A 24,322-nucleotide genomic window follows, 5' to 3' on the forward strand; every position below is an offset into this window, starting at 1 on the left:
TTTTCACTTTAAAGCGAATATGTTAAAGGTATTTCGTATTCTTAAAGAAGGATTGTTATTTTTGAGTAAACACTAAGGCTTTATGAATACTATTTTAGGTGCTCAAAAAAAAGACTGGATCTATATTATTTTAGCTCCTGTTTTCGGGTTCGTCATATTGGGCCTCTATTTATTTCTTCTTCATTTTTTGGAAATTCCCAACTCTTCAACAACTTTAGCGTACATCATTTTTTTTATTGCTTATTCTGTCCTCTTTGACATCAACCATTACTTCTCGACTTATTACCGGGTGTTTTTAGACAAAAGCTATTACCAAGAGAATAAGAACTGGATGATTCCAGCATTGTTATTTATCACAATCATTCCTTTAATGGCTTTTTGGTGGATCAGTCATGAGGCCTTTTCATCCAAAGGGTATTATTTCTTTGTCTTTTTTAGAAAGTTTGTTTTAATTCTTGGTTTCTACCACTTGGTTCAGCAAAACTGGGGCTTTATGGCGCTATACAAAAAACAGGCGAATGAACGTAAAACGAAAATTAATTGGGATAAACTATCGGTGTTAAGCGGAAGCTTTATTCCATTAATTCTCCTCAATAGTATTGATCCGATATGGTTTACAGGATCTGAAGTCTATATTTTTGACCCCATTCCAGAAAGAAAAGCAGCAGTTATAGAATGGTGGCATCAAATTGCTTATTTGAACTTTGTTTTTGCCTTTATTTTAGGAAGTATAGCGCTTCTTTTCAAACGTTTTCAGTACCAAATTCCCGCTAAAAACATGGCTTTATTTTGCTTGTTTACCGGTCTTTTAATCTTTTCTATATTAAAGTGGAATGCCGAACTCGTATTAACGACACTTTTGGTCATCGTAAGTTTGATTTTTGTGGTATCCATCATTCAAGCCATTCGATTTCAAATCAGTGAAAAATCCATGAACTGGAAAAAATGGGGTGTATTAATTACGACCTTAATCCTTTATTTCGGTGTTATTCTTTTCCCCATTGAAGGCGATAAATTCATCATTGTTGCGGCCATCACACTTCCCCACAACATACAGTACTTGGCTTTTGTGCCCAGTTTTAGCAAGAAGCAATTTAGCCAAGGAAAAAAAGACCATGGCTTGGCTAAAAAATTAAGTCAAAAGATTGTTCTTCTTTTTCTTCTTGGTGTTGGTTTTTCTTTGGTCTTCGAATTTGGAAGAACTGGAGTGAATCACATCTTACCCGAATCAATGAATGCTACGAAAGTTTTTGTTTCAGTGTTTTTTATCGTTTTGATTTTACATCATTATTATCTGGATGCTGTAATATGGAAATTCAGTAAAGACAAAGACTTAGAAAACACCCGAAAAGGCTAAGCAGGTTTCCTTAAGGAATTTAGAAATAAATACTTATGTTTGTTTACACATACTACAAAGGCGTTCGCTTGCGAATTGCTTTAAAGAACCGAATTTTATATTGATGAATTTTACAAGGCATTCAAATAACTATGCGTTCCTTAAAATGCATTTATTTCCATTAATAGCTGGAGTAAGCTATGCAGTTTCTTGGCATTTTGATGTCTTGTCATTTTTACAATTGGTTTGCTTAGTTCCACTTTTTATTGCTTTTGAATCTATCCGTAATGCTCCACTTAACTGGAAAAAGAAAGGGCTTAAATTAATGCTACTTGCAGTCTTATTTAGAGCTCCAATTGTCGCCATTGATTTGGTGTGGTTATTTGATATTTCAATGGTTGCCTTACTCGTTTTAATCTTCACGGAAATTGTATTATTTACCGCTGTTTTTAGTTTAGTTCTGAATAAAAACATCTCCAATTACGCAATAATATGCCTTTTTATCTTCTATGAGCTCATCATGCAAAACGTAACGCTATTGGTACCATTTTATCAAATGGGTTATGCCTGGGGAAATCACATAGCCTTCATACAATATTATTCTTTCCTAGGAGTAGAAGGAGGTTCAGCACTATTGATTTTGGTTAACTTCGCTCTATTTAAATGGTATACAAACAAAAAACTAAAGGTTTTCTCCGCTGTTTCCATTGTTTTGTTTCTTGGATTAAGTTTATATAGTGTTATTCAATTCTACCAATCTAAAAACCCAGAACCCGATAAAAATGCAAAAATTTCCATTGTTCATAGTCAAATTGAATCAAAAAATGAAGTCTACCGAGACCAACCCATAGCGTTGATAGACAGCGTTGCTGAAGTTGCTGCACCAAATTCACTGGTGTTGTTGCCGGAGGTTTTTTTTAACGCCTTCGGTTGGGTAGAAGGACTCAATGACAATAAAATCATTCAACATATTCAAGAATTAAACAAGTCAAAAGAACAAAGCTATTTAGCTGGTGCATATATTTTTAGTGTCAACAAAACTCCTTCTGTTCAATCGCGTTTTATCGAAGAGTACAACATCCATTATGACAACAATAATATTTCCATCCTCATGGGAGAACGCACAAAAGTGAAGTCAAAAAAGCGCTTTATTCCCTTTTTTGAATACATTCCAGACAATGCGATAGCACAATGGATCAACAACCACATCACTAGTATTGGAGATGACAGAAAAGTTTCTGTTTTGAATCGGGAAGACCAATTCGTTTATCGTGGTAAACAATTGAATACATTGTTGTGTTATGAGAGCGTTTTCCCAATGCTTGTTGCTGCTGCAGCAAAGGACAAAGATTTTTTGGTCATTCATACAAATGAAGACTGGAACAAAAGTCAGATGTTGTCTGATCAATATTTAAAATTAAATAAAGCCAACGCCATTCAAGTTGGCATTCCAGTTTACCGTGTTTCTAACTATGGCTACTCCGCCATAATCAATCCCAACGGAAGTTCAAAAACCGTTTCCAATACCGGTCGATCTTTTACGCTTTTAGAAGGTTTTTTACCCCTCAAGAGTAAAACTTCATTCTACAGCAAGATCATGGGTTATAGTTATTGGTTGAGTGGTTTGTTTTTTATCTATTTTATGTTTTCAGGACTTCTACTTAACAAAGGAAAAACGGCATCACAGAACAACAAAAAGTAGGATTGAAGCTAAGGAATGCGGTACATTTCTAAGAAAAATAGTACTTTGCAAAAAAAGTAGGAAATAGATGTTTTTTAAATCATTATTCGGTAAAAAGCACAAGCCTGAACAAAATATTCCAACAGAAATGAAGTATTTGATTGTAGGATTGGGAAATCCTGGTGCAAAATATGAAAACACACGCCACAACATTGGGTTTAAAGTGGTGGAAGCATTCGCTGAAGAAAGCAACGCAGCTTTTGAGACCATTAAATTGGGCGATGTTGCCAAAGCAAAATGGAAAGGACGTCAAGTTATTCTTTTGAAGCCCTCTACATTTATGAATTTAAGCGGAAAAGCAGTAAATTATTACCTTCAAAAAGAAAAAATAAACCCCGAAAACCTTTTGGTCATAACAGATGATTTAGCGCTTCCCTTCGGGAAATTACGAATGAAAGGCAAAGGAAGTGATGGCGGTCACAACGGATTAAAAGACATTCAAGCGGTTTTAAACACCACCAACTATGCACGATTGAGGTTTGGCGTTGGTGCTGAGTTCAGCAAAGGGAAGCAAGTTGATTATGTGCTAGGTGAATGGAATGATGAAGAAAGAAAAACTTTAGAAGAACGCATCAAAACAGCCACTGAATTCATCAAAGGATTTACGACCATTGGGTTGAATCAAACCATGTCGAACTGGAACAATAAATAAACTTATGGAGGATGCACTTATTCACCTAAAAGAAGAGTGTAATTTCAAAAATCGCCCTCGTTTTATTCGGCATCTCCACGGTGGGGACATCAATACCGTTTATCTCATTGAGGCAGAAGAACAGCAATGGGTCGTCAAGCAAAATAATGCTATTCAATTTCCATTGATGCTTGAAAAAGAGTATCGTGCAATGCAGTTTTTGCATCAAAATAGTCCCTTGTATTATCCAAAAATGTTGTGTCATTTCACAAAAAACGAGCAACAGTTTTTGGTCATGGAATATATTGAAGAAGGTCTGAGCAACAATAAAGCACAACAACATTTAGGGAAAGGGTTAGCGCAACAACACCGTTTGAGCAATTCATCCTTTGGTTGGAAAGAAGACAATTATATTGGGAGCTTAAAACAAGTCAATACATTCAAAGAGAGTTGGAATGACTTTTTTGCTGAAAATCGTTTGCTGTTCCAAGCAGAACAAGCTTTTAATAAAAGATTGTTGGTAGCACAAGACCTCAAACAACTGGAAAGACTGTGTTTGCGCTTAAATGAAATGATACCAACAGAACCCGCTGCTTTACTCCATGGAGATCTTTGGGCAGGAAACTATTTTATTGGACAGAAAAATCAACCTGTTTTATACGACCCAGCAATTTATTTTGGTCACCGTGAAATGGACCTTGCAATGACCCTATTGTTTGGTGGATTTAGCACAGATTTCTACATGACTTATCAGGAAGTATATCCATTGGTTAAAGACTGGGAAGAAAGAGTCAAACTTTTTCAATTGTACCCCAATTTGGTCCACCTTAATTTATTTGGAGCAAGTTATCTAGATGTGGTGAGAAAGACGCTTAAAAAGCATTAAAAACTCCTTAAAACTCCTTAAAGGTAATCTTGATAGAAGTATTCCATTCCTGATCTTCAACCAACTTCATTTCTCCTTCGTAGTTTTCAAAAATGGTTTCTATTAAATCCATACCAAAATTAGAAGTGTAAGTTTCTTTACTGATTCCTATTCCATTGTCTTTATAGTTGATTTCATACTCTTTTTCCCCAATAGCATGAAACGAAATAAAGATTTTAGGTTGAATATTATCTTGATTAAAGGCGTGCTTAAAGGAATTGGTAATCATTTCATTGAGTGCAATCCCAAGATTTATCAAGGTTTCAATTTTAAATGGAATTTCTTCTGAATCCACTTCAAACAACACCCGATGATCTCCAGTATTCTTTAGTTGTTCAATAAGTTTTTCAAGATAAGTTTTAGAATCGATGTCTTTAAATTTTTCTTGTCGGTAAATAGCATCATGTACAATGGCCATGGCATTAATTCTATTCACAGCTTCATCAAAGTTCAACCTCAGTTCTTCATTGTCAAAATTATAAGACTGAAGTCTAAGCATACTGGAAACAATTTGGAAGTTGTTCTTCACCCTGTGGTGAACTTCTTTGAGCAATAGTTTTCGTTCTTCACTTTGTCTGGTGATGTATTTATTTCTTTCTCTAGAAGAACGCAAGCGCAAATAAATAATAAAAAGCGCCACCAGCAATAGCACGAATAACACTCCAAGAAGAATGTAGAGTATAGATTGTCTTTGGTTCTTTTTTTCAATAGCTATAGTTTGTTTAGCCAGTTCTGTTTCTGCCAAAAAACGATCATTTTCGAGTTTTAATCGAATTAATTCTTGTTGCGCTACTTGATCAATCGCATTCTTTTCAATTGCTTGATTTTGTTTCATCAAAAGTTCTTGATAAATAAACGCTTCTTTCCAATTTTCTTGACTTTGGTAAATTTCAAAAATCAACGCTGTAGATTTTCGTATGATCTCATCATTTTTTATCGTCTTTCCAATTTTTAAAGCCTCCTTTGCATAGTCTAATGCCTTTTCAGTATTGTTGTTTTTAGTGTAGTATTTCGCCAGGTTGTTTAAGGTATGGCCTTTTCCAGGTTCAGAGTTGATTGAATTGGCTATTTCATAAGACTCCTCAAAATACTTTAATGCTTCTTTGTAATCTTCTTTTTCAAGGTATACTACACCAATATTATTGAGTATCTGCGCAGTCAATACTTGGTTCCCAGCAGACTTTGTTAATGCAAGGGCTTCACGGTATAAAGACAATGCTAGTTCCAGCTCCCCCATTTCTCTCTTTATTCCACCTAATCCATTAATGATACGACTCAACAATAAAGGCTTATTCATATTTCGAACAATATCCCCAGCTTTTTCTAGATAATTTTGCGCACTTTGAAAGTCTTTTTGCTGCCTATAAATTTTCGCAATATTGCTATAACCTGTAACTATTCCTGTTGAATCGCCCAAGTCTAAAAATATATTTATGGTCTTGTGAAAGTTCTTTAAAGACTCAATTTTGTTTCCTAAAGTAGAATAAATTACCGCTTTGTTATTTAATGCTGTTGCTTCGCTTCTTTTGTTTCCTGTATGAAGATAAATCTCATGCGCATGCGTAAAATCGACCAAAGCATCTGTTAATTGATTGTTTTTATAATGCCAATAGGCAATGTAATCATATACATCTCCAACCGCATTTAATAGTTCAAAGTCTTTAGTTTTAAACTTATTAATTCTTCCACAAAGAGCTTTTGCTTTAGGGATATATTGAATTAAACTATCTATTTCTTGAATAGAATCAAGATAAACTAAACGGGTTAAAGCTTGTTCAAAATGATCTATATTAAGTACTTCTTCTTCCGAATTATTAAAACCAAATAGGGGAACTTTAGCAATGGCTAAATGAGAGCATTGAAAAAATACGAAAAGAAGAAACAACCTGCATTTGTAATGTTTCATATATTTAGTTTCATGTAATCAAGTAGTGAGAAACAAACTTATGTTCTTCGTTAATTAATCATCAATTTCAGGCGCTTCTTCGGGCTTTACCTTCTTAATGCTCAATTTAGTTTTCACATCCCAATTCGCTCTAATTGTAGAAACATCAGTAAACCAAATTATTTCCTCTGGTGTTTCATCTTTAAAAATTGAACCGGTTGACCATTTTCCGTTCCTGTCTTGATCATAAAGATAATAGAAATTATATTTTCCTGCTTGTAAAAAATCAATGCGGTGACTGTTCTTTTCTACGCCATCAAACACAACTTCAATTTTCTTATTAGTGTTTTGATTTTCAATATACAAAATTCCGTATTCAGGAATGGTATCAAATTCAACAATCATGTTTCCTGTTTCTTTTACACCTTGAAGTGTAAAGTCAAGTTTTAAACTATCCACCAAACTAAAATTCTGTCCAGCGATGCCATCGGGAGGAATACTTAAGAACAATTTTTCCTGATTTGTCCTTTCAAAAACAAAAGCAATTTCAGTTGGGGAAATAGTATCCAATTGGAAAATCAAGGGTTTTCTCAAAGAATCTCCTTCTGCAATTGCTTCCATTTGAATTTTATCGTAGTCAACTTTTTGGATTGGCTCATTGAAGCTTAGTTTCAAAGTGTCGTTAGGAGCCAATTGTTTATTCACAAGATTGGTTTCCACATTCAACTTTAATTCTTCCTTAAAAAAGTACTTTTTTGAAATGGTGTCTTTCAATTCACTTGAATGAACTACGGCTTTAAATGTTCCTGATTTTTTTGTCGTTTCATAGAAAGCGGTTAAAGAATCACCTCTTTTATTCCATACCACGTGATTTGGAAAAGGAGACAAAAACTCAAATCGTTCTTCAGATTGCAAAGCACGATTGAAACCTATACACCAACTTGCTGTGGGCAAAACATCATTATTTACAATCACAAGCGCATTGCTTTTCGGTGGCATTAGGCGAATAATTGGACCAACCGTAATTGCCGTATCTAGAGTTGCAGGACCTTTTAAAGCGGCTCTTTTTTCAGTAGCGTCTAAACGGTTGTTTCTGTTTTCATCATCAAAGGCATAAATGTAGAAATCCGCATCTTTTATGTTATGAAAAGTTGCAATTCCTTCAGTGTTTGTTGCTGCATAATACCTTGGTTCGGATTTACTCGTATCGTCCATCAAAGGTGAATTGTATAAGCCTACAGTTATTCCCTCAAGTGGCTTTCCTGTATAGGCGTCATTGACCTGAACAGCAGTTTGCAAAGAATCCAAAAAGTTTCCTGTAGAAAATACATAAGCAATAATAGAATCATTGGATTCTGTAATGTCTTTTACCGCATGATTTAAATAAACAGTATAAGTGGTGTTCTCTGCCCACTTTCCTTCTTTTACAGTTAAAACGAGTGTTTTCTTTTTAATGACGTAGTCTAATTTAACATCGGAAGGTGTTACTTTGATATTTTCTGCGGGTTTATTTAACTCTATAAACTCATCAAAAGGAATACTGATTTGTTGTGGAAAAGTGTTTGTACTTCCCATCGGTGGCTGAACCTTATCTATAATTATTCTTGGGGCAGTGATGTCTTTTTCGCCACCTGTAATAGATCCTACCTGACCACATGAAGTCAATAATAGGGCGACTATTGATATAATTATAAAATAGATACGAGCCATGAACAAATCTTATTTAAGTATTTGGAATCGATCTCATCGAAGGTATTGAGTTCATCATGATCTACATCTAGAACACCTATCACCTCGTTGTTTTGGATTAAAGGAACGACAATTTCAGATTTTGACAAGCTACTGCAGGCGATATGACCTGGAAATTCATCAACATTATCTACTAAAATAGTTTCTGTTTTTTCCCAAGCACTTCCGCAAACGCCTTTACCTTTTTTAATTCGGGTACAAGCAATTGGACCTTGAAAGGGACCAAGCACCAATTCGTCATTAATTACCCAATAAAAACCTACCCAGTAGTAATCAAAGCTTTGTTTTATAGCTGCAGCAACATTGGCAAGGTTCGCAATTGAATTAGGCTCTCCTTCACATAGCGCTTTAAGTTGAGGAAGGAGTGTTTTGTACTTTTCCTCTTTTGTTCCTTTATGAATGTTGAGATCCTCTGCCATTTTTTACCTTTTTCTAGGCATTTTTTTTCTGCCTTTGTGCATTTGTGCCATACGCATTTGGTTACGTGAAGCCACCATTCCCATTTGTTTATTCATGGTACTGATTTGCTCTTTTAGCATATTGTTGGCGTCTAGTTTCTTTGCTTCAGCCAGTAACATTTTCGCTTCATTCTTACGTCCTGTTTGCATGCAAATACCAGCCAACTGCATATTTGCAACCGCTTGGTCTTGTTTAGTTCTCAACCCCATACTCAATCCTTTACGGATCAACTGCTCACATTGTGCAAATCCAAGGTCTTGTTGTAAACCCAACATTCCTTTCAAATAAAGTACGTAGGCATGCTGCTTTTTGGGTAAGAATTGTGGCGATTTAATTCGGTTTAAAGCTTTCCATGCTTTTTCTTGGTTACCCAAACGCATTTGGTACAAAGCAATGATAACATTCTCATTACGCCAAAAGCTCAACCAGATAATTGCTAAAGGAAATATCATGGTGATTCCCCATCCCCAAGATCCGGTGTAAAATAAATAAACATTAAATGCTAATGCCGCTAGGGCAACGATAACTCTGATAATAAATCCAATCATAATTTTAATTAATCAATTGTTGCAATACATTTTAATTCGATGGCGATAGGTGTCGGCAATGACGAAACCTCCACTGTTGTTCTACACGGTTGATTGTCTTTGAAATACTCCGCATAAATCTTGTTATAGGTATGAAAGTCTCTTTTCATGTTGACCAAGAAAACCTGAACATCAATCAGTTGGTCCCAGCTAGAACCAGAAGCATCTAAAATGGCGCGTACGTTTTCAAAAACCTGACGGCATTGTGCTTCGAAGTCGAACTGAATGAAATTTCCGTTTTTATCTAACTCCAATCCTGGAACTTGTGAGTCTGAAGCATCTGATCCAGCTGTTCGTGGTCCTACACCTGATAAAAAAAGTAAATTTCCTGCCCTTCTCGCGTGTGGGTATAATCCAACAGGTTTAGGCGCTTTATTCGTACTAAATTTCTCTTGATTTGACATATCCATTTTCTTTAATTGCACAAATATACGGAATTGTAGTGGCTTGAGTGAAATTTATTGAAATGATAAATCATTAAAGCTTTATGTCACTACGCCATTTCCTTTTATTAATGGTTTTGAATATAATTCTCCACCACCTCTGAAAAATATTGATGTTCTAAAGCCAGCACCTTTTTTTGAATGGTTTCTGCATTGTCTTCTGGAGCTATTTCCACTTTATATTGGGCCAAAATTTTACCGTCATCGTAAACTTCATTCACCAAATGAACCGTCATTCCTGATTCTTTTTCCTTATTGGCAAACACCGCATGATGAACATTCATTCCATACATTCCTTTACCGCCATATTTTGGCAATAAAGCGGGGTGAATATTGATGATGCGTTCAGGATATGCTTGAATCAATTCATTGGGGATTTTCCTTAGGTAACCAGCCAAAACAATGAAATCAACACCCAATTCTTTCATTGATTCAACCAAGAATTCACCATCGTTTGCTCCTTCGTTGTTGATGATCATTTGATCTACGCGATCTACTGTTTTATCCAAGACTCCAGCCCTTTCATTGTTGGTCAATAAAACCACTACTTCTGCATTTTTTGAGTCCTCAAAATAATCAAGTAGTTTAATGGCGTTACTTCCTCCACCAGAAGCAAAAATTGCGATGCGTTTTGTGTTCATGTTGTAAAATTAAGCTTATTTCATGATTCAGAAAGTCCTAAAGAATCAATTTATAAATACATCCAATGGAATACTACACTACTTCAACAGGTTCTTTGTTGTCATCTACAGCAACCATGGTAAAGGTACCATGAACAGCTTTTTCTCTTTTTTGAGAATACATTTCCTCAACAAAAATATCTACTCCAACAACGATACTTGTTCTTCCTACTTTAGCCACATTGGCAATCAATTCTACTAAAGTTCCACTGGGAATTGGCTTTTTAAAATCCACACGATCAGAACTAACAGTCACCACTTTCTGACGACTAAAGCGCGTTGCGCAAATGAAGGCTACCTCATCCATTAACTGAAGGGCTGTTCCTCCAAAAAGTGTATCGTAGTGGTTGGTCGTGTTGGGAAAAACAGCTTTAAAAATTCTTGTTTCTGCTGCCGATTTACGTTCTTCTAGTGTTTTACTCATTTCCTAATATTTCCGAAGCAGCGACTTGCGGTGCTTCAATTTTACTTTTCTTCGGATACTTGGGGTGACTCAATTTATAATAAATAAAACTCACCAAAGCAGCCCCTAAGTCAGCTATGGGGAAAGCCATCCAAATCCCATGGATTCCAAAATACAAAGGCAATACAAGTACCAATGGAATTAAGAATATACCTTGCTTTGTTAATGCTAAAAAAAGTGCTGGCCCGGCTTTTCCAATGGCTTGAAAATAGGCACTAATAATTAAACTCACGGCCAATAAAGGCGTAGCTAAAAATACGGTTCTTATTACTGGAATTGTTTCATTGATCAACTCTTGGTCGGAGGTGAAAAGCCAAGCTATGGTAGGGGCAAATGTCATTAACAGAATGAACAAGAGCATAGAGATTCCAGAAGCCCAAGCGATAGAAATCTTGAGTATTTTTTGTACTCTGTCTTTTAGTCTTGCACCAAAATTATACCCCACAATAGGCACAAATCCTTGGGTAATTCCAAGCACAGGGAAATTAGCGAACATCAAAACACGATTGATTATACCGTAAATAGATAATCCTTGTTCTCCGCCATAGAAATAAAGTGAATTGTTTAAAACAACAGCCAAAACACTAATGACTCCTTGCCTCGCCAAAGTCACAGAACCTAAAGCGCTAATTTCTTTAATAATAGGTAAAGAAGGTTTGCAATATTCTACTGAAATTCTTAAGACTGATTTACCATAAATAAAGTGGCGCAAAGTAAATGCAGCACTTCCCATGTAAGAAATTGTTGTGGCCCATGCCGCTCCTTCTATTCCCATGTCTAATGCTACAATAAATATGGGGTCTAAAATGATGTTTAAAAGCGCTGGAATAATCATGGCAAACATGGCTACACGTGGGTAACCTTCTGCACGAATTACATTGTTACTCATCATTGACCAAGCCAAGAAAGGAACACCTATAAGTAAGATTTTAAAATAATCTCTTGCAGGTGCTTCAATGGCTCCTTTTCCTCCAAAAGCATGGATAATGTCGTCGGTAAAGAATGAACCAATCATGACAAAGAAAATGGCTAAACTAATGGTCATCATAACCTGGTTTCCAAAAGTTTTGAATGCTTTGGGATGGTTTTTATCACCTAATGCTCGCGATAAAACGGAGGAACCCCCAACACCGATAGCCATTCCAATGCTAGAGATTAGAAAAGTAATGGGCAAAACAACTGTAATGGCTCCAATTCCTTCAGGACCAACAAAATGACCAACGTAAATAGTGTCTACAATTGCATATATCGACATCGTTAGGATTCCAACAGCAGCAGGAATCGCTTGTTCAGCCAATAATTTGCTCAAAGGTGCAGTACCAAATTTTTCAGTAGACTTCATTCTCGTATGCTAACACATGTAAGTGAAAAATGTTGACGAATATAATCGATTTTTTGGTGAATTGCGTTTAAAATACTGCTTGACCCGCAATTAATAGGTTTAATTATTGGTGGGAAAATAAGCCTCATACAATTGATCTATAAAACCAAAAGCAAATTTATTTAGGTTTCCTTCTGTGGCTAAAATCATCACGACATCATTTTTCTCTACTTCTTTAATGATGTTAATGTCTTCTATATTTTTGGGAGTGTCAATACTAACTGGATAAACTTGTTGGTTATAATACCAGAACTGCCCATTATCGAATGCATGTCTGGAGACGCCAATATTAAACAATCCCCAATAAAAACTATCAGCAATAGTCAACACACGAGGAGTTGCTGTAGAGGGTTTTTCAGAAAATTTGTATTCAGGATAAGCCATCTCATGGTTTCTGATCCTAAAAAGTAAATTCATTGCTTTTTCAATATCCCCATCAGTATCCCACATTTTTGTTGAGGTTTTCACTTCTCCAATCAATAGTTTTGGGGCCTGAAATTCAACATTGAGGGTATTCACATAATTGATTATAGAATCTGCAACAAGTAATTCTGCATATTTACTCCAATGAATTCCTGTTTTGGCCATCAACGGATAGGCTGAGGTATTTTTATTTTCAATGAAGTATTGATTAAAATCGATGAAGTGCAAGTCTGTTTTTAAAATCTCACTCCTGTAAACTTCATAATTTGTGGTTGTTCTTTCAGTAAACTGGTAACTATCGGGAATAAATTCTGGGTAAAAACTTCCTTTTCCAGGAGCTAAAACAAGCAAAATATTGATCTCTTTTTGTGCTAAAGTATCTTTGATTTTGTTGAGTTTTCTGATCTTTTCCTCAATTTGGTGTGTTCCAATAAAATCTTCTCCTAAATACGATTTAATGTATTGTTCTTCAAACAAATAGTTTTCCTTTCCGATGATCACACCACTGGCCCTAGGATTATTGAATAAAGAAAAATGGAGTTGATTATACGTCCTTACAAATAGAGGTTGGAAGCCCATTTTTTGATTGACATAGGCTTGGTATTCCTCTTGGAATTTTCCATTCCACCAATCTGCTTTTGTGAATGAGGGTTTTTCTAATTGCTTAAAGTCACCTGATAAAGGTTTAACTTCAAAGAAACGAAAGTTTTGCTGCAGCATCGGAATAAACAGCAAAGTCACTATTCCGATAAAGAGGACTTTTTTCAGGACAATATGTTGTTTCTTTTCCCTCATTCCTAAAATCTAAAATAAATAAATGGATTGAATCCTGAGGCGGTAATTGAGCTCAAGGAAAGGGCAAACAAAAAGATGGCTAAAAAAGTAAAAGCAATATTGTATTTAACAGTGTATGATTCTTTCGAAAAAACAAACAACTCTAGCTTTTTCCCAGCTTTGAATGCAGTAAGAAATGAAAAGACAAAGGCAGTTAAAACCCAGAAAACAAAAGAGGGGATTGTATCAATGGCAAAAGAAGAATTGAAGTCGAAGAGTTTAGATAAATAAACACCAACATCATGCATGTTTTCTAAACGGAAAATTACCCATCCAAGCATAACCACTAAAAAAGTAAAAAGGACAGCAGGGACTTTACCTAATTTATTCAAAACGTTAATTAAAAACACACGGTCGAGAATTAAAAACGCTCCATGATATGCTCCCCAGACGACAAAGTTCCATGATGCGCCATGCCATAATCCTGAAAGCAAAAAGACCATCCACAAATTAAAGTACAATCGCGATTTTGAATTTACTTTATTTCCTCCAAGCGGAATATATAAATAATCTCGCATGAAAGCTCCTAAGGTAATGTGCCAGCGTCTCCAAAATTCACTAATGTTTTTTGACACATAAGGAGAGTCAAAATTCTCCGGAAATCTAAAACCCATCATCCTTCCCAAACCAATGGCCATATCCGAGTATCCTGAAAAGTCGAAGTAAATTTGGAAAGTATAGGCGATCATTCCTAGCCAAGCACTCCCCATATTTAGTCCTGATAAATCGCTATTGAAAATCAAATCTGCTTGTTCTCCCATCACATTGGCAATCAATACTTTTTTTGCCAGTCCTATGGTAAACCGATAAAAACCAATCAGTTTATCGTCTATTGTTTCTACGCGATGGGTAATCTGATCGGCGATTGCGCTAAATCGAACAATAGGACCAGCAATCATTTGCGGAAACGACATAATATAAAGCAAGTAATCGCTCACTTTTTCTAGTGGTGGGTGCACTCTTCTGTACACATCTATTGAATAGGTTAAAGTTTGGAAGGTATAAAATGAGATTCCAATAGGTAAGGCTACGGAAGTCCAAGCCAATTGCGTAGCGCCAAGTGATTCAAGCAGTGCATTAACATTTTCTACAAAGAAGTTAGCATACTTGAAATAGAGCAGTAATCCTAAATTAATAAAAATAGACAAGGATAAAAAAAGCTTACGTTGAGGAGGTTTTTTACTTAAATGAATTTTTTTTACCAGGTAAAAATCAATGATTGTAGAGCTGATGATTACGTACACGAAAAGTGGCGCGCCCCAACTGTAGAACGCAATACTCGCAATTAGAATAATATAGTTTTTATATCCTTTTGGGATAAAGTGATACACCACCAAGAACAAAGGCAGGAAGTAGACTAGAAATAAGCTACTGCTAAAAACCATGAGACAATTTTAACAAAAAAAATCAATAAAGCAGCTATTCTACTCTACGGGCTCTTTCTTGAGTGTGAAATAATAATACGTCCCTTCATCATTAGATTTCCGTTCATAAGAACCATCCAATTGTTCAGTGAATATCTCTATCAATTGGGTGCCAAAAGTACTCGAATCATTTTCAATCCAACGCCCATTGTCATAGTAGGTCATTTTGAATCCATCTTCTCCATCTGGAGTTAGGGTTAACTCTATTTTACCAGATGTTTTAAAAGCGTGTTTTAGTGAGTTACTCACCAATTCATTAATGATTAAACCCAAGGGAACAATCCCTTTAGTACCTACACTTTTCAAACTAGAAGTCACTACGTATTCAACATTTCCTTGAGTAGACCCGGTTTCAATAAGATTTTTAATTAATGTAGAGATGTAGTCTTTAATGTCAAGATTCATCAAGGAGTCTTTTTCATAAAGTTTTTGATGGATCAAAGACATGGTCAAAATACGAGTAATGGCATCTTGAAAACTGTTTTTTGCTTCTTCAGATTTTAAATCTCGAGACTGTATCCTTAATAAACTCACAATCACCTGTAAGTTGTTTTTTACACGATGATGTATTTCTTGGAGTAAAACCGTTTTCTCTTTATTCTGATGTTCAACAAGTTGCTTTTCTTTAATTAGATTTTCATAGGCTTCCGTAGAGTGCTTTAAAGCGTAACGATTGATTAAGCTGTATTGGTACATAACAAAGCCGATAAGAAACATGGAAATAGTAAACTCAATTGACATAAAGAATAGAACATCTGGGGTGATTGTTAACCTCAGGTTTGCGGTTCCTGCAAACAAAAAGTTATAATAAATGGCATAAAGTATAGTATTGACGATCAAATAAAATGTTCCCCAAGCATTCCCAAGGGTGAAAAATGCGGTTAAAATTATAACGACCATCCATAAAGCTTCTTGGATATGAAGAGCGTCAGGAATAGTATAAATAGAGATATTCAAAACAACACAAGTTGTTAGAAGGAGTACTTTAACTACTGGTTTATACTTTTTGAAGTAATGCAATAAAACCAAACACGAGCTGGTGATGATCCCAACGGTTAAATAAAATAAAAAAAACCTGTCTTCAGTTAGAAAGGTGTACAATGCCATTGACGAAACAGTCAAGGAAAAGACAATAGTTATACGCCATACAAAACTGAATTTCGCTTTTTCCTGAAAATCAGACAGTACGTTTTTCGGCATTTCTGCGCTATAGGACTCCATAGCTAGTAGTTGTTAAATTGTAACATCTCCCAAAGATAAACTTTTCAGTAAAAAAACCCTTATAATTTATTCAATTTCAATGGTAAGAATTAAAATTAATAATTTGTGCTAGGTCAAAATAACAGGAGAAGACTAAAATAAATAATTTAACAATGAGGACATCTTAATGCCAAGAACTACACCTCTAGCTCATCACCATGACTTTCTCTTCTATTTTTCTTACATTTGTATGTGTTTCACAATTATCTAACATCATAGATGCAAGAAAGAAAGTACAAGTTCGGAACAAAGGCAATTCACGCCGGAGTGGAACCCGACCCTGCAACAGGAGCCATAATGACTCCAATTTATCAAACCAGTACATATGTCCAAGAAAAAGTAGGACAGCATAAAGGTTATGGGTACTCCCGAACTTTGAATCCAACCCGCCATGCCTTAGAAAAAGCCATTGCTGAATTGGAAAATGCCAAATATGGTGCTTGTTTCGGAAGTGGAGTTGCAGCCATTGATGCCTTATTAAAAATGCTTAATCCTGGTGATGAGGTAATCACTACAGACGATCTTTATGGCGGTTCCTACAGGATATTTACAGGTGTTTATGCCAAATATGGTATAAAATTCCACTTTGTGTCCATGAATGATTTGAAGAATTTAAGCCAGACGATCAATAAAAACACTAAACTGATTTGGATTGAAACACCGACCAACCCAATGATGAACATTATTGATATTGAAGCGGTAGCTAAAATTGCGAAAAAAGCGAATATCATGTTGGGGGTAGACAATACCTTTGCTACACCCTATCTTCAATCGCCTATGGATTTAGGTGCAGACCTTGTGATGCATTCAGCGACGAAATATTTGGGTGGCCACTCAGATGTAGTGATGGGTGCTTTGGTAATGAATGATCAATCCATAGCGGATGAAATCTATAGAATTCAAAACAGTTCTGGTGGAATAACTGGTCCTATGGATTCTTTTTTAGTTTTACGCGGATTAAAAACACTTCATTTGCGCATGCAAAGACATTGTGAAAACGGTGAGAAAATCGCTCGTTTTCTCAAAGGTCATCCAAAAGTAGACAAAGTCTATTGGCCAGGTTTTGAAGACCATCCGAGTCATGCCATAGCCAAACAGCAAATGCGTGGATTTGGAGGTATGATTTCTTTTTCAGTAAAAGGGAACGATTTAAAAGAAGCCCATTCCATAATGGAAAGGTTTAAAGTGTTCTCTTTAGCAGAATCATTGGGTGGGGTAGAATCTTTAACCTGTCATCCAGCGACCATGACACATGCTGCTATTCCAGCAAAAGAACGTCAAAAAGTTGGGATTGTGGATTCTTTAATTAGATTAAGTGTGGGTGTTGAAGATGCTGAAGACTTGATCAACGATTTAAAACAGGCCTTAGTTTGATACTTAACATTGATAATAAATATATAATATACAAAAATGGGGTTTAATAAATTTGCAGTAATTGGGGTTGGAAAGTACGGATCTAACATCGCCAGACGTCTTGCTGAAAAAGGAGCTCAGGTTTTCGCCTTCGATAACAACGAAGAGAAAATCGAGAGCATCAAAGATGATGTGGCCTTTGCTGTAACATTAAACAGTACAGATTTCAAAGTGCTTTCTTCTCAAAACTTAGAAGACATGGATGCAGCAGTTGTGGCCATTGGTGAAAATTTTGAAGCCACAGTCCTCACCGCCGTTCATTTAATGGACCTTGGTGTAAAAAGAATTATTGCACGTGCCAATGGAGCAGATCAACGACTGATTCTTGAAAAAATCGGAATCAAAGAAATTCTTACCCCAGAGGATGAGGTAGCTTTTGTAATTCGAGAAAAACTTTTGAACCCCTCCATTTTATCCTTTCTTCAACTCTCTGAAGAATATGAAATTGCTGAAATTAAGCCTCCGAAAGGAACGCTGAACAGAACCATAGAAGATATCGATTTTAGAAATAAATATCAATTGACATTAGTAACCATGAGGCGCGAATACGACATAAAAAAGAAAGGTCAATACGAAGTCGAGCAACATGTAATTGGGGTTCCAAAAGGAGATACCGTGATTGAATCACGTGATACACTAGTTGTTTTTGGAACAGCAAAACATGTACAGCGCTTTATTGATGTAAACGAATCATGATTTATATAATAACCGGAACCTCATCAGGGATAGGGAAAGCCCTGGCAAAATTTTATTTAAAGAATGGAGACCATGTGATCGGAATTTCTCGAAACAACTCCATTTCGCATGAGCATTTCACGCATGTTAAATGCGATTTATCAGATAAAACGCAATTGCATGAGATCGCATTGCTGGAACATGTGGATAAAAGCAATTATCCTATTCGCTTAATTAATAATGCTGGAATTATTGGTGATATTCATCGTTCGCATGAATTAACCCTAACCCATTACGTTGATATGGCAATGGTGAATCTAGTAGCTCCACAATTCCTGTGTAGTTATGTTCTTCAAACCTTTGGTTTTGAAAATGTGGATACAATTATTAACATCACATCTGGCGCTGGTCAACGTCCTGTTCCTTCCTGGGGTGCATATTGTGCTTCCAAAGCCGGAATCGATCTATTTGCAGAGACTTTACACGAAGAAATAAAAGAACTCGGTAAGTCGACGAAAATTTATAATATTGCCCCTGGTGTTGTGGACACCAAAATGCAAACAAACATTCGTGGAAGTGAAGATGAAAACTTTTCTCGACGTCAAGATTTTGTTCAGTTAAAAGAAAACAACGAATTAAGAACACCTGAAGAGGTTGCCCTATTATTAGATGAATTTCTTAACACCGAACACCCAGAGGAAGAAGGGATTATTCACAGAATTTAATCCTTACTTTTCGTATTCATAATGAAATTGAATCCGTTTTATTGGGGTAGATTTTAAGGTATCTTCTTCGTTAAAGAAAAGCAAACTATTTGGAAGGTCATTGTGATAATTAACCTTGGCTATTTCTAAATGCAAAAAGTCCTTGGCAGAAGTTTTTAAACTGTCTAAAAAACCTGTAAATCTTCCCGTGGAATCATATGTATAATGACGCTCGGTAACAAAATCATTCATATAAAAAGATTGACTTTTTAGAACTTTTGTAGGATAATACGTTTTTTCTTCATTCATTGATTTTTCGACTAAGTTTACCAACGCAAAAGAGGAAATATAATCTTTTGGTGATCCATAATAAAATATGTTTTTACCTTTTGGAGTGTAGGATTGATCAATAAATGAAACATTCCAATATGAAGAGTCAAGGATGAAATAATGATGTACTTCTTCTTTACTGCTTTTGTCAAGATAATTTAGAAATGAACTGTCTGATTCCACCAAAACCAATCTTTGATACTGTTGGAGTTCTTGGAAAGTATTGAACAGTGAAAGCATGCTTCTTTTTCTGTACTTCACATTGCTCGAAACTGCAGGGGCTGAATACCCAAAAGAATCCATGTGTGCTTGATAACTAAAAATGAACTCTCCGATTTCTACGCCAGAACTCATTTCTTTCATGACAACCTTTTGAACCTCTCCTTTTGGTCTAAAATCGATAAGGATTTTTCGGTAAGGTAGGGTATCGCTCACTGTGAGAGAAGTATCAGTGAAGTTAAAATTCGTAAACTCTAAAACAACATGGTCAATTCCTAAAGAATCAATCAGTTTGGGAGAGAACCAAACCGGAAAACTCATGTTTTTCCAACCAGATCTATTCATTGCACTCCAATTCACAAGTTGTTCTTTCATCGGTGGAGTTTGAACCTCCGTTATTTGAGTCTTTTCTTCGTTTTGACAAGCTCCTGCAATAAAAAGCAGAGCCATTAAATGGTATATAATATGTTTTTTCATGTACTAAACGTCCAGTTTTTATCGGGAATAACCACATTGTGGTATCCATTGTCTTTTAAATGTTCTTTGAATTTTTCACTTACTTTTTCTTCTCCATGAACTAAAAATAAACGCTTAACTTTCCCCGAATCATTTCCTGATAAATACTGAATCATTTCCTTGTAATCAGCATGTGCACTCAATGATTTAATGTATTGAATTTCTGCTTTTACTTTTCGTTCATCTCCATAAATGGTTACTTTTTTATCACCATTTTGTAGGCGTCCCGCCAATGAATTCGGCTCAGCATATCCCACAAATAAAATAGTGTTTTTTGCTTCCTCGATACCATGATAAATATGGTGCTTGACACGTCCTGCATCAGCCATTCCAGAGGCAGAAATAATAATACATGGTGTATCTAAAGTGTTGATGCGTTGAGAATGGTGTTTCTCTTTTACATAAATCAACTTTTTGAATCCAAACGGATCGCTTCGGGTTCCACTTTTAAAACGTTCTACCTCTCTATTCAACAAGTTAGAATACCTTCGCATGATATCGGTAGCATCAATGGCGAGGGGACTATCGACAAATATTCTAACCTCAGGAAGTAAACCATGCAAATCGAGTTTATTTAATGCGAAAACCAATTCTTGAGTTCGTCCTAGACTAAATGCAGGAATAATTAACTTTCCTCGTTTTTCTTTTAAAGTATGAAGTGCAGTGTTCAATAGCTCTTGCTCTGCATCAATAGTATGGTCATGCAAACGATCACCATAAGTTGATTCACAAATAATATAATCGGCTTGTGGTGGACGTTCAGGGTCTTTCATCAAGGTCGCATTATACCTTCCGATATCAGCGGTGTACAACAAGGTATGTTGTTCGCTAATTTCATCAATTTCTAAGAAAATTGCTGCGCTTCCAAGAATGTGTCCATTGGGAATGAAGCGGGCTTTAATTCCGTCAATAATAGGTACAACTTCATTTTCTTCAATGATAATGAATTGTTCTAATGCCTGTATAGCATCCTCGTGTGTATACAAAGGTTCATAAGCTTCTTTACCTTCTCGACTGTTTCTTTTGTTAGAATACCGAACATCTGCTTCTTGAATATAGGCACTATCACGCAGCATAATTTCACATAAAGCATGTGTTGCCTCAGTACAAAATATAGCTCCTTTAAATCCATCTTTTACAAATTTTGGAAGGAGTCCGGAGTGATCAATATGCGCATGCGATAATAAGATGGCGGAAATAGATTCAGGATCAGCAAAGTCTTCAGAATTCAAAGCGTGGGTTTCTTTTCCCATTCCTTGATACATTCCACAATCTAACATTACTTGTTTATTGTCCCACAACTGAATAATGTGTTTACTTCCTGTAACTGTTTTAGCTGCTCCTGCAAATTTGATCTTCATGTATAGTCCTTTTAGTTCTATATTCCTAAAAGTAAAACAATTGGTTGATTAAAAGAAGAAGAGGGAGACTTTATATTTTAGAACTTTGAGCAGTATTAAAAAGAAAGCAACTGTCTCAAAAAACGAGAGAAATGCAAAGCGTTGAGAATAAGAACAACAGGAGCACACCAAAGTATGTGACTTGGTTCTAAATTTGAAAACAACGCGGCAGTTACCCATTTTTTGAGACACCTACTTCAACCGTTCAATAAAATTAAAACTGTTCGGAGCTCATCTTAATTTTCCATGCTCTCCATAAATCGTAATAACTTTTTGTTTCCATGATAATCACCCCCCCTGTGGTGTCTCCATAAGAAGCTGGAATAGCACTTGTATATACTGTAATTCCACCAATTGCGGAGCTAGGAATGGTTTGTACTTCCCCCGTTTTTACTCCATCAATGTAATGAATAAGGTCATTTCCTCGTGATCCTCTGATCATCATTTGACCATCAGCATCTACCTTTATGTCAGAGTTATGACTAGAAATCAATGTTTTTAAATCATTTTTCGCTGCACTTTTCATTATATCGAGAGCATCTATTCGAGTTTGTCCAACATCATGACTAATTAATGGACGTGTAAGTCCAATAATGTCCACCACTTCTGTTTCAGTCACGTCTTCATGGAGGTTCACCCTTCCTAAATGTGCTACTCCGTCTGTTAGTACGTTGGCATATACAGTATGTGAAATGGTATCACCAAGGTAATTGGCTTTGAGCACATATATTCCAGAAGGAACAGAATTGATGATAAAACGTCCTGATTCATCAGTATCGGCACCAAATTTAGATGCACCTCTTTCTACCCAAACTTTAGCAAAAATTGCAGGGGTGTTTTTTTCAGCTACTTCGAATAACTGTCCTTGGATATCTCCAAAAGACCCTTGTGCCATTCCTAAGTTGGCCATCAAAACTATTGCGATTAAATTTATTACTTTTTTCATGTTTTCTATGTTTTGGTTCGCTATTGTGATGCAGGGTGAGTTGATATTCCATAAACAATTTATAAAAATGTGATAAAAAGAAAAGAGACCCTCTTTTCAGACAGTCTCTTTCGCTAGTAAAATCGATAGGTTTCGATAATTATTTATCGTCTTTCTTTTTTTTGTTTTTGCTCTCCTCCTCTGCTCTTTTCATTGCTTCACCAATTTGATTTGATGCAGTAAATGAGGCCACCATATTGTTCAGCATATCACTTCCCGCTTGCGGAGAGTTGGGCAATAAAATAAGGTTAGTATTGGTTTCTTCACCTATAGACTGTAATGTGTCATAATGTTGAGTAACGACAATTAACGCGGATGCTTCTTGTGAATTGATTCCTACATTATTTAACACATCAACACTCTCCTCCAGTCCGCGCGCAATTTCTCTACGCTGATCGGCAATACCTTGACCTTGCAGTCGTTTGCTTTCTGCTTCTGCCCTCGCTTTAGCAACAATTTTAATGCGTTCTGCTTCAGCTTCAAATTCAGCCGCCACTTTTTCACGCTCTGAAGCATTAATTCTGTTCATTGCTTCTTTTACTTGCTCATCTGGATCAATGTCAGTAACTAAAGTTTTAATGATGTCATAACCATAATCTTGCATTGCTTCATTGAGCTCAGATTTTACGGCGTTTGCAACATCATCTTTGCGTTCAAATACGTTGTCCAAAATCATTTTAGGTACTTCCGCACGCACTACGTCAAAAACATAAGAGGTAATTTGAGACTGTGGATTTTCTAGTTTATAAAATGCATCATAAACCTTGTCGTTTACCACTTGAAATTGAACAGATACTTTTAGTCGAACAAAAACATCATCTTTTGTTTTCGTTTCAACAATCACATCTAATTGTTGGATTTTAAGGTTGATGCGCCCTGCTACTCTATCCACCAAAGGAATTTTGAGTTGTAGTCCAGAGGCTCTAACAGATTGGAACCTTCCAAATCGTTCAATAATAGCAGCTGTTTGTTGTTTAACAAGGAAGAAAATACCATACACTAAAAATACAGCAATGGCAATGAGTACAAAGTTGGAAATTGGGAATTCATTCATAGTTATAAGTTTTAACTCAAATTTACAATAAAAGAAGTCAAAACCCTATATGAAACATAAAATTGATTGATAAAAGGGACTCTAATCATTAGAATAGTGAAGATACATCCACAACAAAGCTAATCAGATGCTTGAAGTACTTATTGAACTATCTTATCCTTAAACTTTCCGTTGGAAACGATCACCTTATTTTCTTTTTTTATGATATGTTTTACTTCAAAATTGAAAACTCCCTCTATTTGGTTCTCTCTTAAGGAAGTGATTTTTAATTCTCCACTTCCTTGTTTTATACCATCATTATCTGCCATATAAAGTTCTGGATCCTTCCAAGAGCTATTGATAGATACTATTAATCCTTTTTCAGCAGGGTCGTCCGAAAAAGAATAAGTCTGACCTTCATCAAATCCATTTGGGTTTTTAAGGGTAATTTGTATTATTGGTCCATCTGGTTTTGTTCCATCTTTATTCACTGTTCTAAATCTTAAATACATAACATTTTCATTTTGAATGCTTATCTCTCCATATATTTCTTCCTTGTAGCACTCAAAATCAACCAGTTTATTATTTTTTGTAAAATTCAAACTTGCACTAGCAACTATAGGTTGAGAACGAGTTTCTCTTTTATTTACTTTAGTTTTTGTGGATTGCTTTGAATCAGTCTTATCGCTTTCACAGGAAACATTGAACAGCATTAACAATGAAACTATTGTTAAGCTCAAGAATTTAAAAAGGACTTTAAAATTGGCTTGCATAATCTTGTGTTTTAGGTTGAATAATTCCTTGAAATTAAAAAATTAAACATAGA

The 24,322-nt window shown here is 35.7% G+C and carries 23 protein-coding genes; 7 read left to right on the top strand and 16 right to left on the bottom strand.

Annotated elements, in window-relative coordinates; translation table 11 throughout:
• Window positions 1-82: 82 nt before the first annotated feature.
• The 4 genes from ACN0U3_RS01280 (at window position 83) to ACN0U3_RS01295 (ending at window position 4,594) form a co-directional block, all read left to right on the top strand.
• Window positions 83-1,357, top strand: a complete 1,275-nt coding sequence (locus ACN0U3_RS01280; RefSeq protein ID WP_417264836.1) for a hypothetical protein — start codon at window positions 83-85, stop codon at window positions 1,355-1,357.
• A gap of 145 nt (window positions 1,358-1,502) precedes the next feature.
• Window positions 1,503-3,038, top strand: a complete 1,536-nt coding sequence (lnt, locus tag ACN0U3_RS01285; RefSeq protein WP_417264837.1) for an apolipoprotein N-acyltransferase — start codon at window positions 1,503-1,505, stop codon at window positions 3,036-3,038.
• A 67-nt stretch (window positions 3,039-3,105) separates the two neighbouring features.
• The gene (gene pth / locus ACN0U3_RS01290) at window positions 3,106-3,729 is read left to right on the top strand and encodes an aminoacyl-tRNA hydrolase (protein ID WP_299202672.1); all 624 of its coding nucleotides are present in this window, start codon (window positions 3,106-3,108) and stop codon (window positions 3,727-3,729) included.
• A gap of 4 nt (window positions 3,730-3,733) precedes the next feature.
• The gene (locus ACN0U3_RS01295) at window positions 3,734-4,594 is read left to right on the top strand and encodes a fructosamine kinase family protein (protein ID WP_417264838.1); all 861 of its coding nucleotides are present in this window, start codon (window positions 3,734-3,736) and stop codon (window positions 4,592-4,594) included.
• Between the two features lie 7 nt (window positions 4,595-4,601).
• On the opposite strand, the gene ACN0U3_RS01300 is transcribed toward ACN0U3_RS01295, so the two are convergent.
• From ACN0U3_RS01300 to ACN0U3_RS01350, 11 genes are all read right to left on the bottom strand, one after another.
• Window positions 4,602-6,539 carry a tetratricopeptide repeat protein gene (locus tag ACN0U3_RS01300; protein WP_417264839.1) on the bottom strand — a complete coding sequence of 646 codons (1,938 nt, stop codon included), beginning with the start codon at window positions 6,537-6,539 and terminating at the stop codon, window positions 4,602-4,604.
• 54 nt (window positions 6,540-6,593) lie between these two features.
• Entirely contained in the window at window positions 6,594-8,228 is a 1,635-nt protein-coding gene (locus ACN0U3_RS01305; protein WP_417264840.1) for an Ig-like domain-containing protein, read from the bottom strand.
• Window positions 8,207-8,686, bottom strand: a complete 480-nt coding sequence (locus ACN0U3_RS01310; protein ID WP_417264841.1) for a GAF domain-containing protein — start codon at window positions 8,684-8,686, stop codon at window positions 8,207-8,209. The genes ACN0U3_RS01305 and ACN0U3_RS01310 overlap by 22 nt, the downstream gene beginning before the upstream one ends.
• 3 nt (window positions 8,687-8,689) lie before the next feature.
• On the bottom strand, window positions 8,690-9,274 hold the full coding sequence (locus tag ACN0U3_RS01315; protein ID WP_299202658.1) for a DUF2892 domain-containing protein: 585 nt from the start codon (window positions 9,272-9,274) through the stop codon (window positions 8,690-8,692).
• Window positions 9,275-9,282: 8 nt separating this feature from the next.
• Entirely contained in the window at window positions 9,283-9,717 is a 435-nt protein-coding gene (locus tag ACN0U3_RS01320; RefSeq protein WP_417264842.1) for a RidA family protein, read from the bottom strand.
• A 107-nt stretch (window positions 9,718-9,824) separates the two neighbouring features.
• Window positions 9,825-10,397, bottom strand: a complete 573-nt coding sequence (locus ACN0U3_RS01325) for a phosphoribosylglycinamide formyltransferase (protein ID WP_299202652.1) — start codon at window positions 10,395-10,397, stop codon at window positions 9,825-9,827.
• Between the two features lie 73 nt (window positions 10,398-10,470).
• A complete protein-coding gene (locus ACN0U3_RS01330; RefSeq protein WP_417264843.1) occupies window positions 10,471-10,860 on the bottom strand; it encodes an acyl-CoA thioesterase in 390 nt (129 codons plus the stop codon).
• Complete coding sequence (locus ACN0U3_RS01335; protein WP_417264844.1) at window positions 10,853-12,241, bottom strand: MATE family efflux transporter; 1,389 nt, start codon at window positions 12,239-12,241, stop codon at window positions 10,853-10,855. The genes ACN0U3_RS01330 and ACN0U3_RS01335 overlap by 8 nt, the downstream gene beginning before the upstream one ends.
• 99 nt (window positions 12,242-12,340) lie before the next feature.
• Window positions 12,341-13,498 (bottom strand): alginate O-acetyltransferase AlgX-related protein, encoded by a 1,158-nt coding sequence (locus ACN0U3_RS01340; protein WP_417264845.1) that lies wholly within the window; start codon window positions 13,496-13,498, stop codon window positions 12,341-12,343.
• A 2-nt stretch (window positions 13,499-13,500) separates the two neighbouring features.
• On the bottom strand, window positions 13,501-14,922 hold the full coding sequence (locus ACN0U3_RS01345) for an MBOAT family O-acyltransferase (protein ID WP_417264846.1): 1,422 nt from the start codon (window positions 14,920-14,922) through the stop codon (window positions 13,501-13,503).
• A 39-nt stretch (window positions 14,923-14,961) separates the two neighbouring features.
• Window positions 14,962-16,182, bottom strand: a complete 1,221-nt coding sequence (locus ACN0U3_RS01350) for a sensor histidine kinase (RefSeq protein ID WP_417264847.1) — start codon at window positions 16,180-16,182, stop codon at window positions 14,962-14,964.
• 258 nt (window positions 16,183-16,440) lie between these two features.
• On the opposite strand from ACN0U3_RS01350, the gene ACN0U3_RS01355 reads away from it, so the two are divergent.
• The 3 genes from ACN0U3_RS01355 to ACN0U3_RS01365 are packed head-to-tail and all read left to right on the top strand — an operon-like array spanning window position 16,441 to window position 19,034.
• The gene (locus tag ACN0U3_RS01355) at window positions 16,441-17,595 is read left to right on the top strand and encodes a cystathionine gamma-synthase (RefSeq protein ID WP_299202635.1); all 1,155 of its coding nucleotides are present in this window, start codon (window positions 16,441-16,443) and stop codon (window positions 17,593-17,595) included.
• A 36-nt stretch (window positions 17,596-17,631) separates the two neighbouring features.
• Entirely contained in the window at window positions 17,632-18,330 is a 699-nt protein-coding gene (locus ACN0U3_RS01360) for a potassium channel family protein (RefSeq protein WP_299202633.1), read from the top strand.
• On the top strand, window positions 18,327-19,034 hold the full coding sequence (locus ACN0U3_RS01365) for an SDR family NAD(P)-dependent oxidoreductase (RefSeq protein WP_417264848.1): 708 nt from the start codon (window positions 18,327-18,329) through the stop codon (window positions 19,032-19,034). Before ACN0U3_RS01360 ends, ACN0U3_RS01365 begins: the two co-directional genes overlap by 4 nt.
• Before the next feature lie 3 nt (window positions 19,035-19,037).
• On the opposite strand, the gene ACN0U3_RS01370 is transcribed toward ACN0U3_RS01365, so the two are convergent.
• The 5 genes from ACN0U3_RS01370 to ACN0U3_RS01390 all read right to left on the bottom strand — a co-directional run bounded on the left by ACN0U3_RS01370 (window position 19,038) and on the right by ACN0U3_RS01390 (window position 24,269).
• A complete protein-coding gene (locus ACN0U3_RS01370) occupies window positions 19,038-20,039 on the bottom strand; it encodes a hypothetical protein (protein ID WP_417264849.1) in 1,002 nt (333 codons plus the stop codon).
• Window positions 20,036-21,439 carry an MBL fold metallo-hydrolase RNA specificity domain-containing protein gene (locus tag ACN0U3_RS01375; protein WP_417264850.1) on the bottom strand — a complete coding sequence of 468 codons (1,404 nt, stop codon included), beginning with the start codon at window positions 21,437-21,439 and terminating at the stop codon, window positions 20,036-20,038. The genes ACN0U3_RS01370 and ACN0U3_RS01375 overlap by 4 nt, the downstream gene beginning before the upstream one ends.
• Before the next feature lie 253 nt (window positions 21,440-21,692).
• Window positions 21,693-22,424, bottom strand: coding sequence for a TonB-dependent receptor plug domain-containing protein (locus tag ACN0U3_RS01380; protein ID WP_299202622.1), 732 nt, complete (start codon window positions 22,422-22,424; stop codon window positions 21,693-21,695).
• Between the two features lie 139 nt (window positions 22,425-22,563).
• A complete protein-coding gene (locus ACN0U3_RS01385; RefSeq protein ID WP_299202619.1) occupies window positions 22,564-23,517 on the bottom strand; it encodes an SPFH domain-containing protein in 954 nt (317 codons plus the stop codon).
• Between the two features lie 140 nt (window positions 23,518-23,657).
• Window positions 23,658-24,269 carry a hypothetical protein gene (locus ACN0U3_RS01390; protein WP_417264851.1) on the bottom strand — a complete coding sequence of 204 codons (612 nt, stop codon included), beginning with the start codon at window positions 24,267-24,269 and terminating at the stop codon, window positions 23,658-23,660.
• Window positions 24,270-24,322: the final 53 nt, after the last annotated feature.

It is taken from the genome of Brumimicrobium sp., from assembly GCF_048268645.1.
In the GTDB taxonomy this organism is placed as follows: Bacteria; Bacteroidota; Bacteroidia; order Flavobacteriales_D; family Crocinitomicaceae; genus Brumimicrobium; species Brumimicrobium ulvae.

Bases quoted from the DNA above. Each gene is read 5' to 3' on its own strand.
- ACN0U3_RS01280 (WP_417264836.1), top strand. From the start codon at position 83: ATGAATACTATTTTAGGTGCTCAAAAAAAAGACTGGATCTATATTATT.
- lnt (WP_417264837.1), top strand. From the start codon at position 1,503: ATGCATTTATTTCCATTAATAGCTGGAGTAAGCTATGCAGTTTCTTGG.
- pth (WP_299202672.1), top strand. From the start codon at position 3,106: ATGTTTTTTAAATCATTATTCGGTAAAAAGCACAAGCCTGAACAAAAT.
- ACN0U3_RS01295 (WP_417264838.1), top strand. From the start codon at position 3,734: ATGGAGGATGCACTTATTCACCTAAAAGAAGAGTGTAATTTCAAAAAT.
- ACN0U3_RS01300 (WP_417264839.1), bottom strand. From the start codon at position 6,539: ATGAAACATTACAAATGCAGGTTGTTTCTTCTTTTCGTATTTTTTCAA.
- ACN0U3_RS01305 (WP_417264840.1), bottom strand. From the start codon at position 8,228: ATGGCTCGTATCTATTTTATAATTATATCAATAGTCGCCCTATTATTG.
- ACN0U3_RS01310 (WP_417264841.1), bottom strand. From the start codon at position 8,686: ATGGCAGAGGATCTCAACATTCATAAAGGAACAAAAGAGGAAAAGTAC.
- ACN0U3_RS01315 (WP_299202658.1), bottom strand. From the start codon at position 9,274: ATGATTGGATTTATTATCAGAGTTATCGTTGCCCTAGCGGCATTAGCA.
- ACN0U3_RS01320 (WP_417264842.1), bottom strand. From the start codon at position 9,717: ATGTCAAATCAAGAGAAATTTAGTACGAATAAAGCGCCTAAACCTGTT.
- ACN0U3_RS01325 (WP_299202652.1), bottom strand. From the start codon at position 10,397: ATGAACACAAAACGCATCGCAATTTTTGCTTCTGGTGGAGGAAGTAAC.
- ACN0U3_RS01330 (WP_417264843.1), bottom strand. From the start codon at position 10,860: ATGAGTAAAACACTAGAAGAACGTAAATCGGCAGCAGAAACAAGAATT.
- ACN0U3_RS01335 (WP_417264844.1), bottom strand. From the start codon at position 12,241: ATGAAGTCTACTGAAAAATTTGGTACTGCACCTTTGAGCAAATTATTG.
- ACN0U3_RS01340 (WP_417264845.1), bottom strand. From the start codon at position 13,498: ATGAGGGAAAAGAAACAACATATTGTCCTGAAAAAAGTCCTCTTTATC.
- ACN0U3_RS01345 (WP_417264846.1), bottom strand. From the start codon at position 14,922: ATGGTTTTTAGCAGTAGCTTATTTCTAGTCTACTTCCTGCCTTTGTTC.
- ACN0U3_RS01350 (WP_417264847.1), bottom strand. From the start codon at position 16,182: ATGGAGTCCTATAGCGCAGAAATGCCGAAAAACGTACTGTCTGATTTT.
- ACN0U3_RS01355 (WP_299202635.1), top strand. From the start codon at position 16,441: ATGCAAGAAAGAAAGTACAAGTTCGGAACAAAGGCAATTCACGCCGGA.
- ACN0U3_RS01360 (WP_299202633.1), top strand. From the start codon at position 17,632: ATGGGGTTTAATAAATTTGCAGTAATTGGGGTTGGAAAGTACGGATCT.
- ACN0U3_RS01365 (WP_417264848.1), top strand. From the start codon at position 18,327: ATGATTTATATAATAACCGGAACCTCATCAGGGATAGGGAAAGCCCTG.
- ACN0U3_RS01370 (WP_417264849.1), bottom strand. From the start codon at position 20,039: ATGAAAAAACATATTATATACCATTTAATGGCTCTGCTTTTTATTGCA.
- ACN0U3_RS01375 (WP_417264850.1), bottom strand. From the start codon at position 21,439: ATGAAGATCAAATTTGCAGGAGCAGCTAAAACAGTTACAGGAAGTAAA.
- ACN0U3_RS01380 (WP_299202622.1), bottom strand. From the start codon at position 22,424: ATGAAAAAAGTAATAAATTTAATCGCAATAGTTTTGATGGCCAACTTA.
- ACN0U3_RS01385 (WP_299202619.1), bottom strand. From the start codon at position 23,517: ATGAATGAATTCCCAATTTCCAACTTTGTACTCATTGCCATTGCTGTA.
- ACN0U3_RS01390 (WP_417264851.1), bottom strand. From the start codon at position 24,269: ATGCAAGCCAATTTTAAAGTCCTTTTTAAATTCTTGAGCTTAACAATA.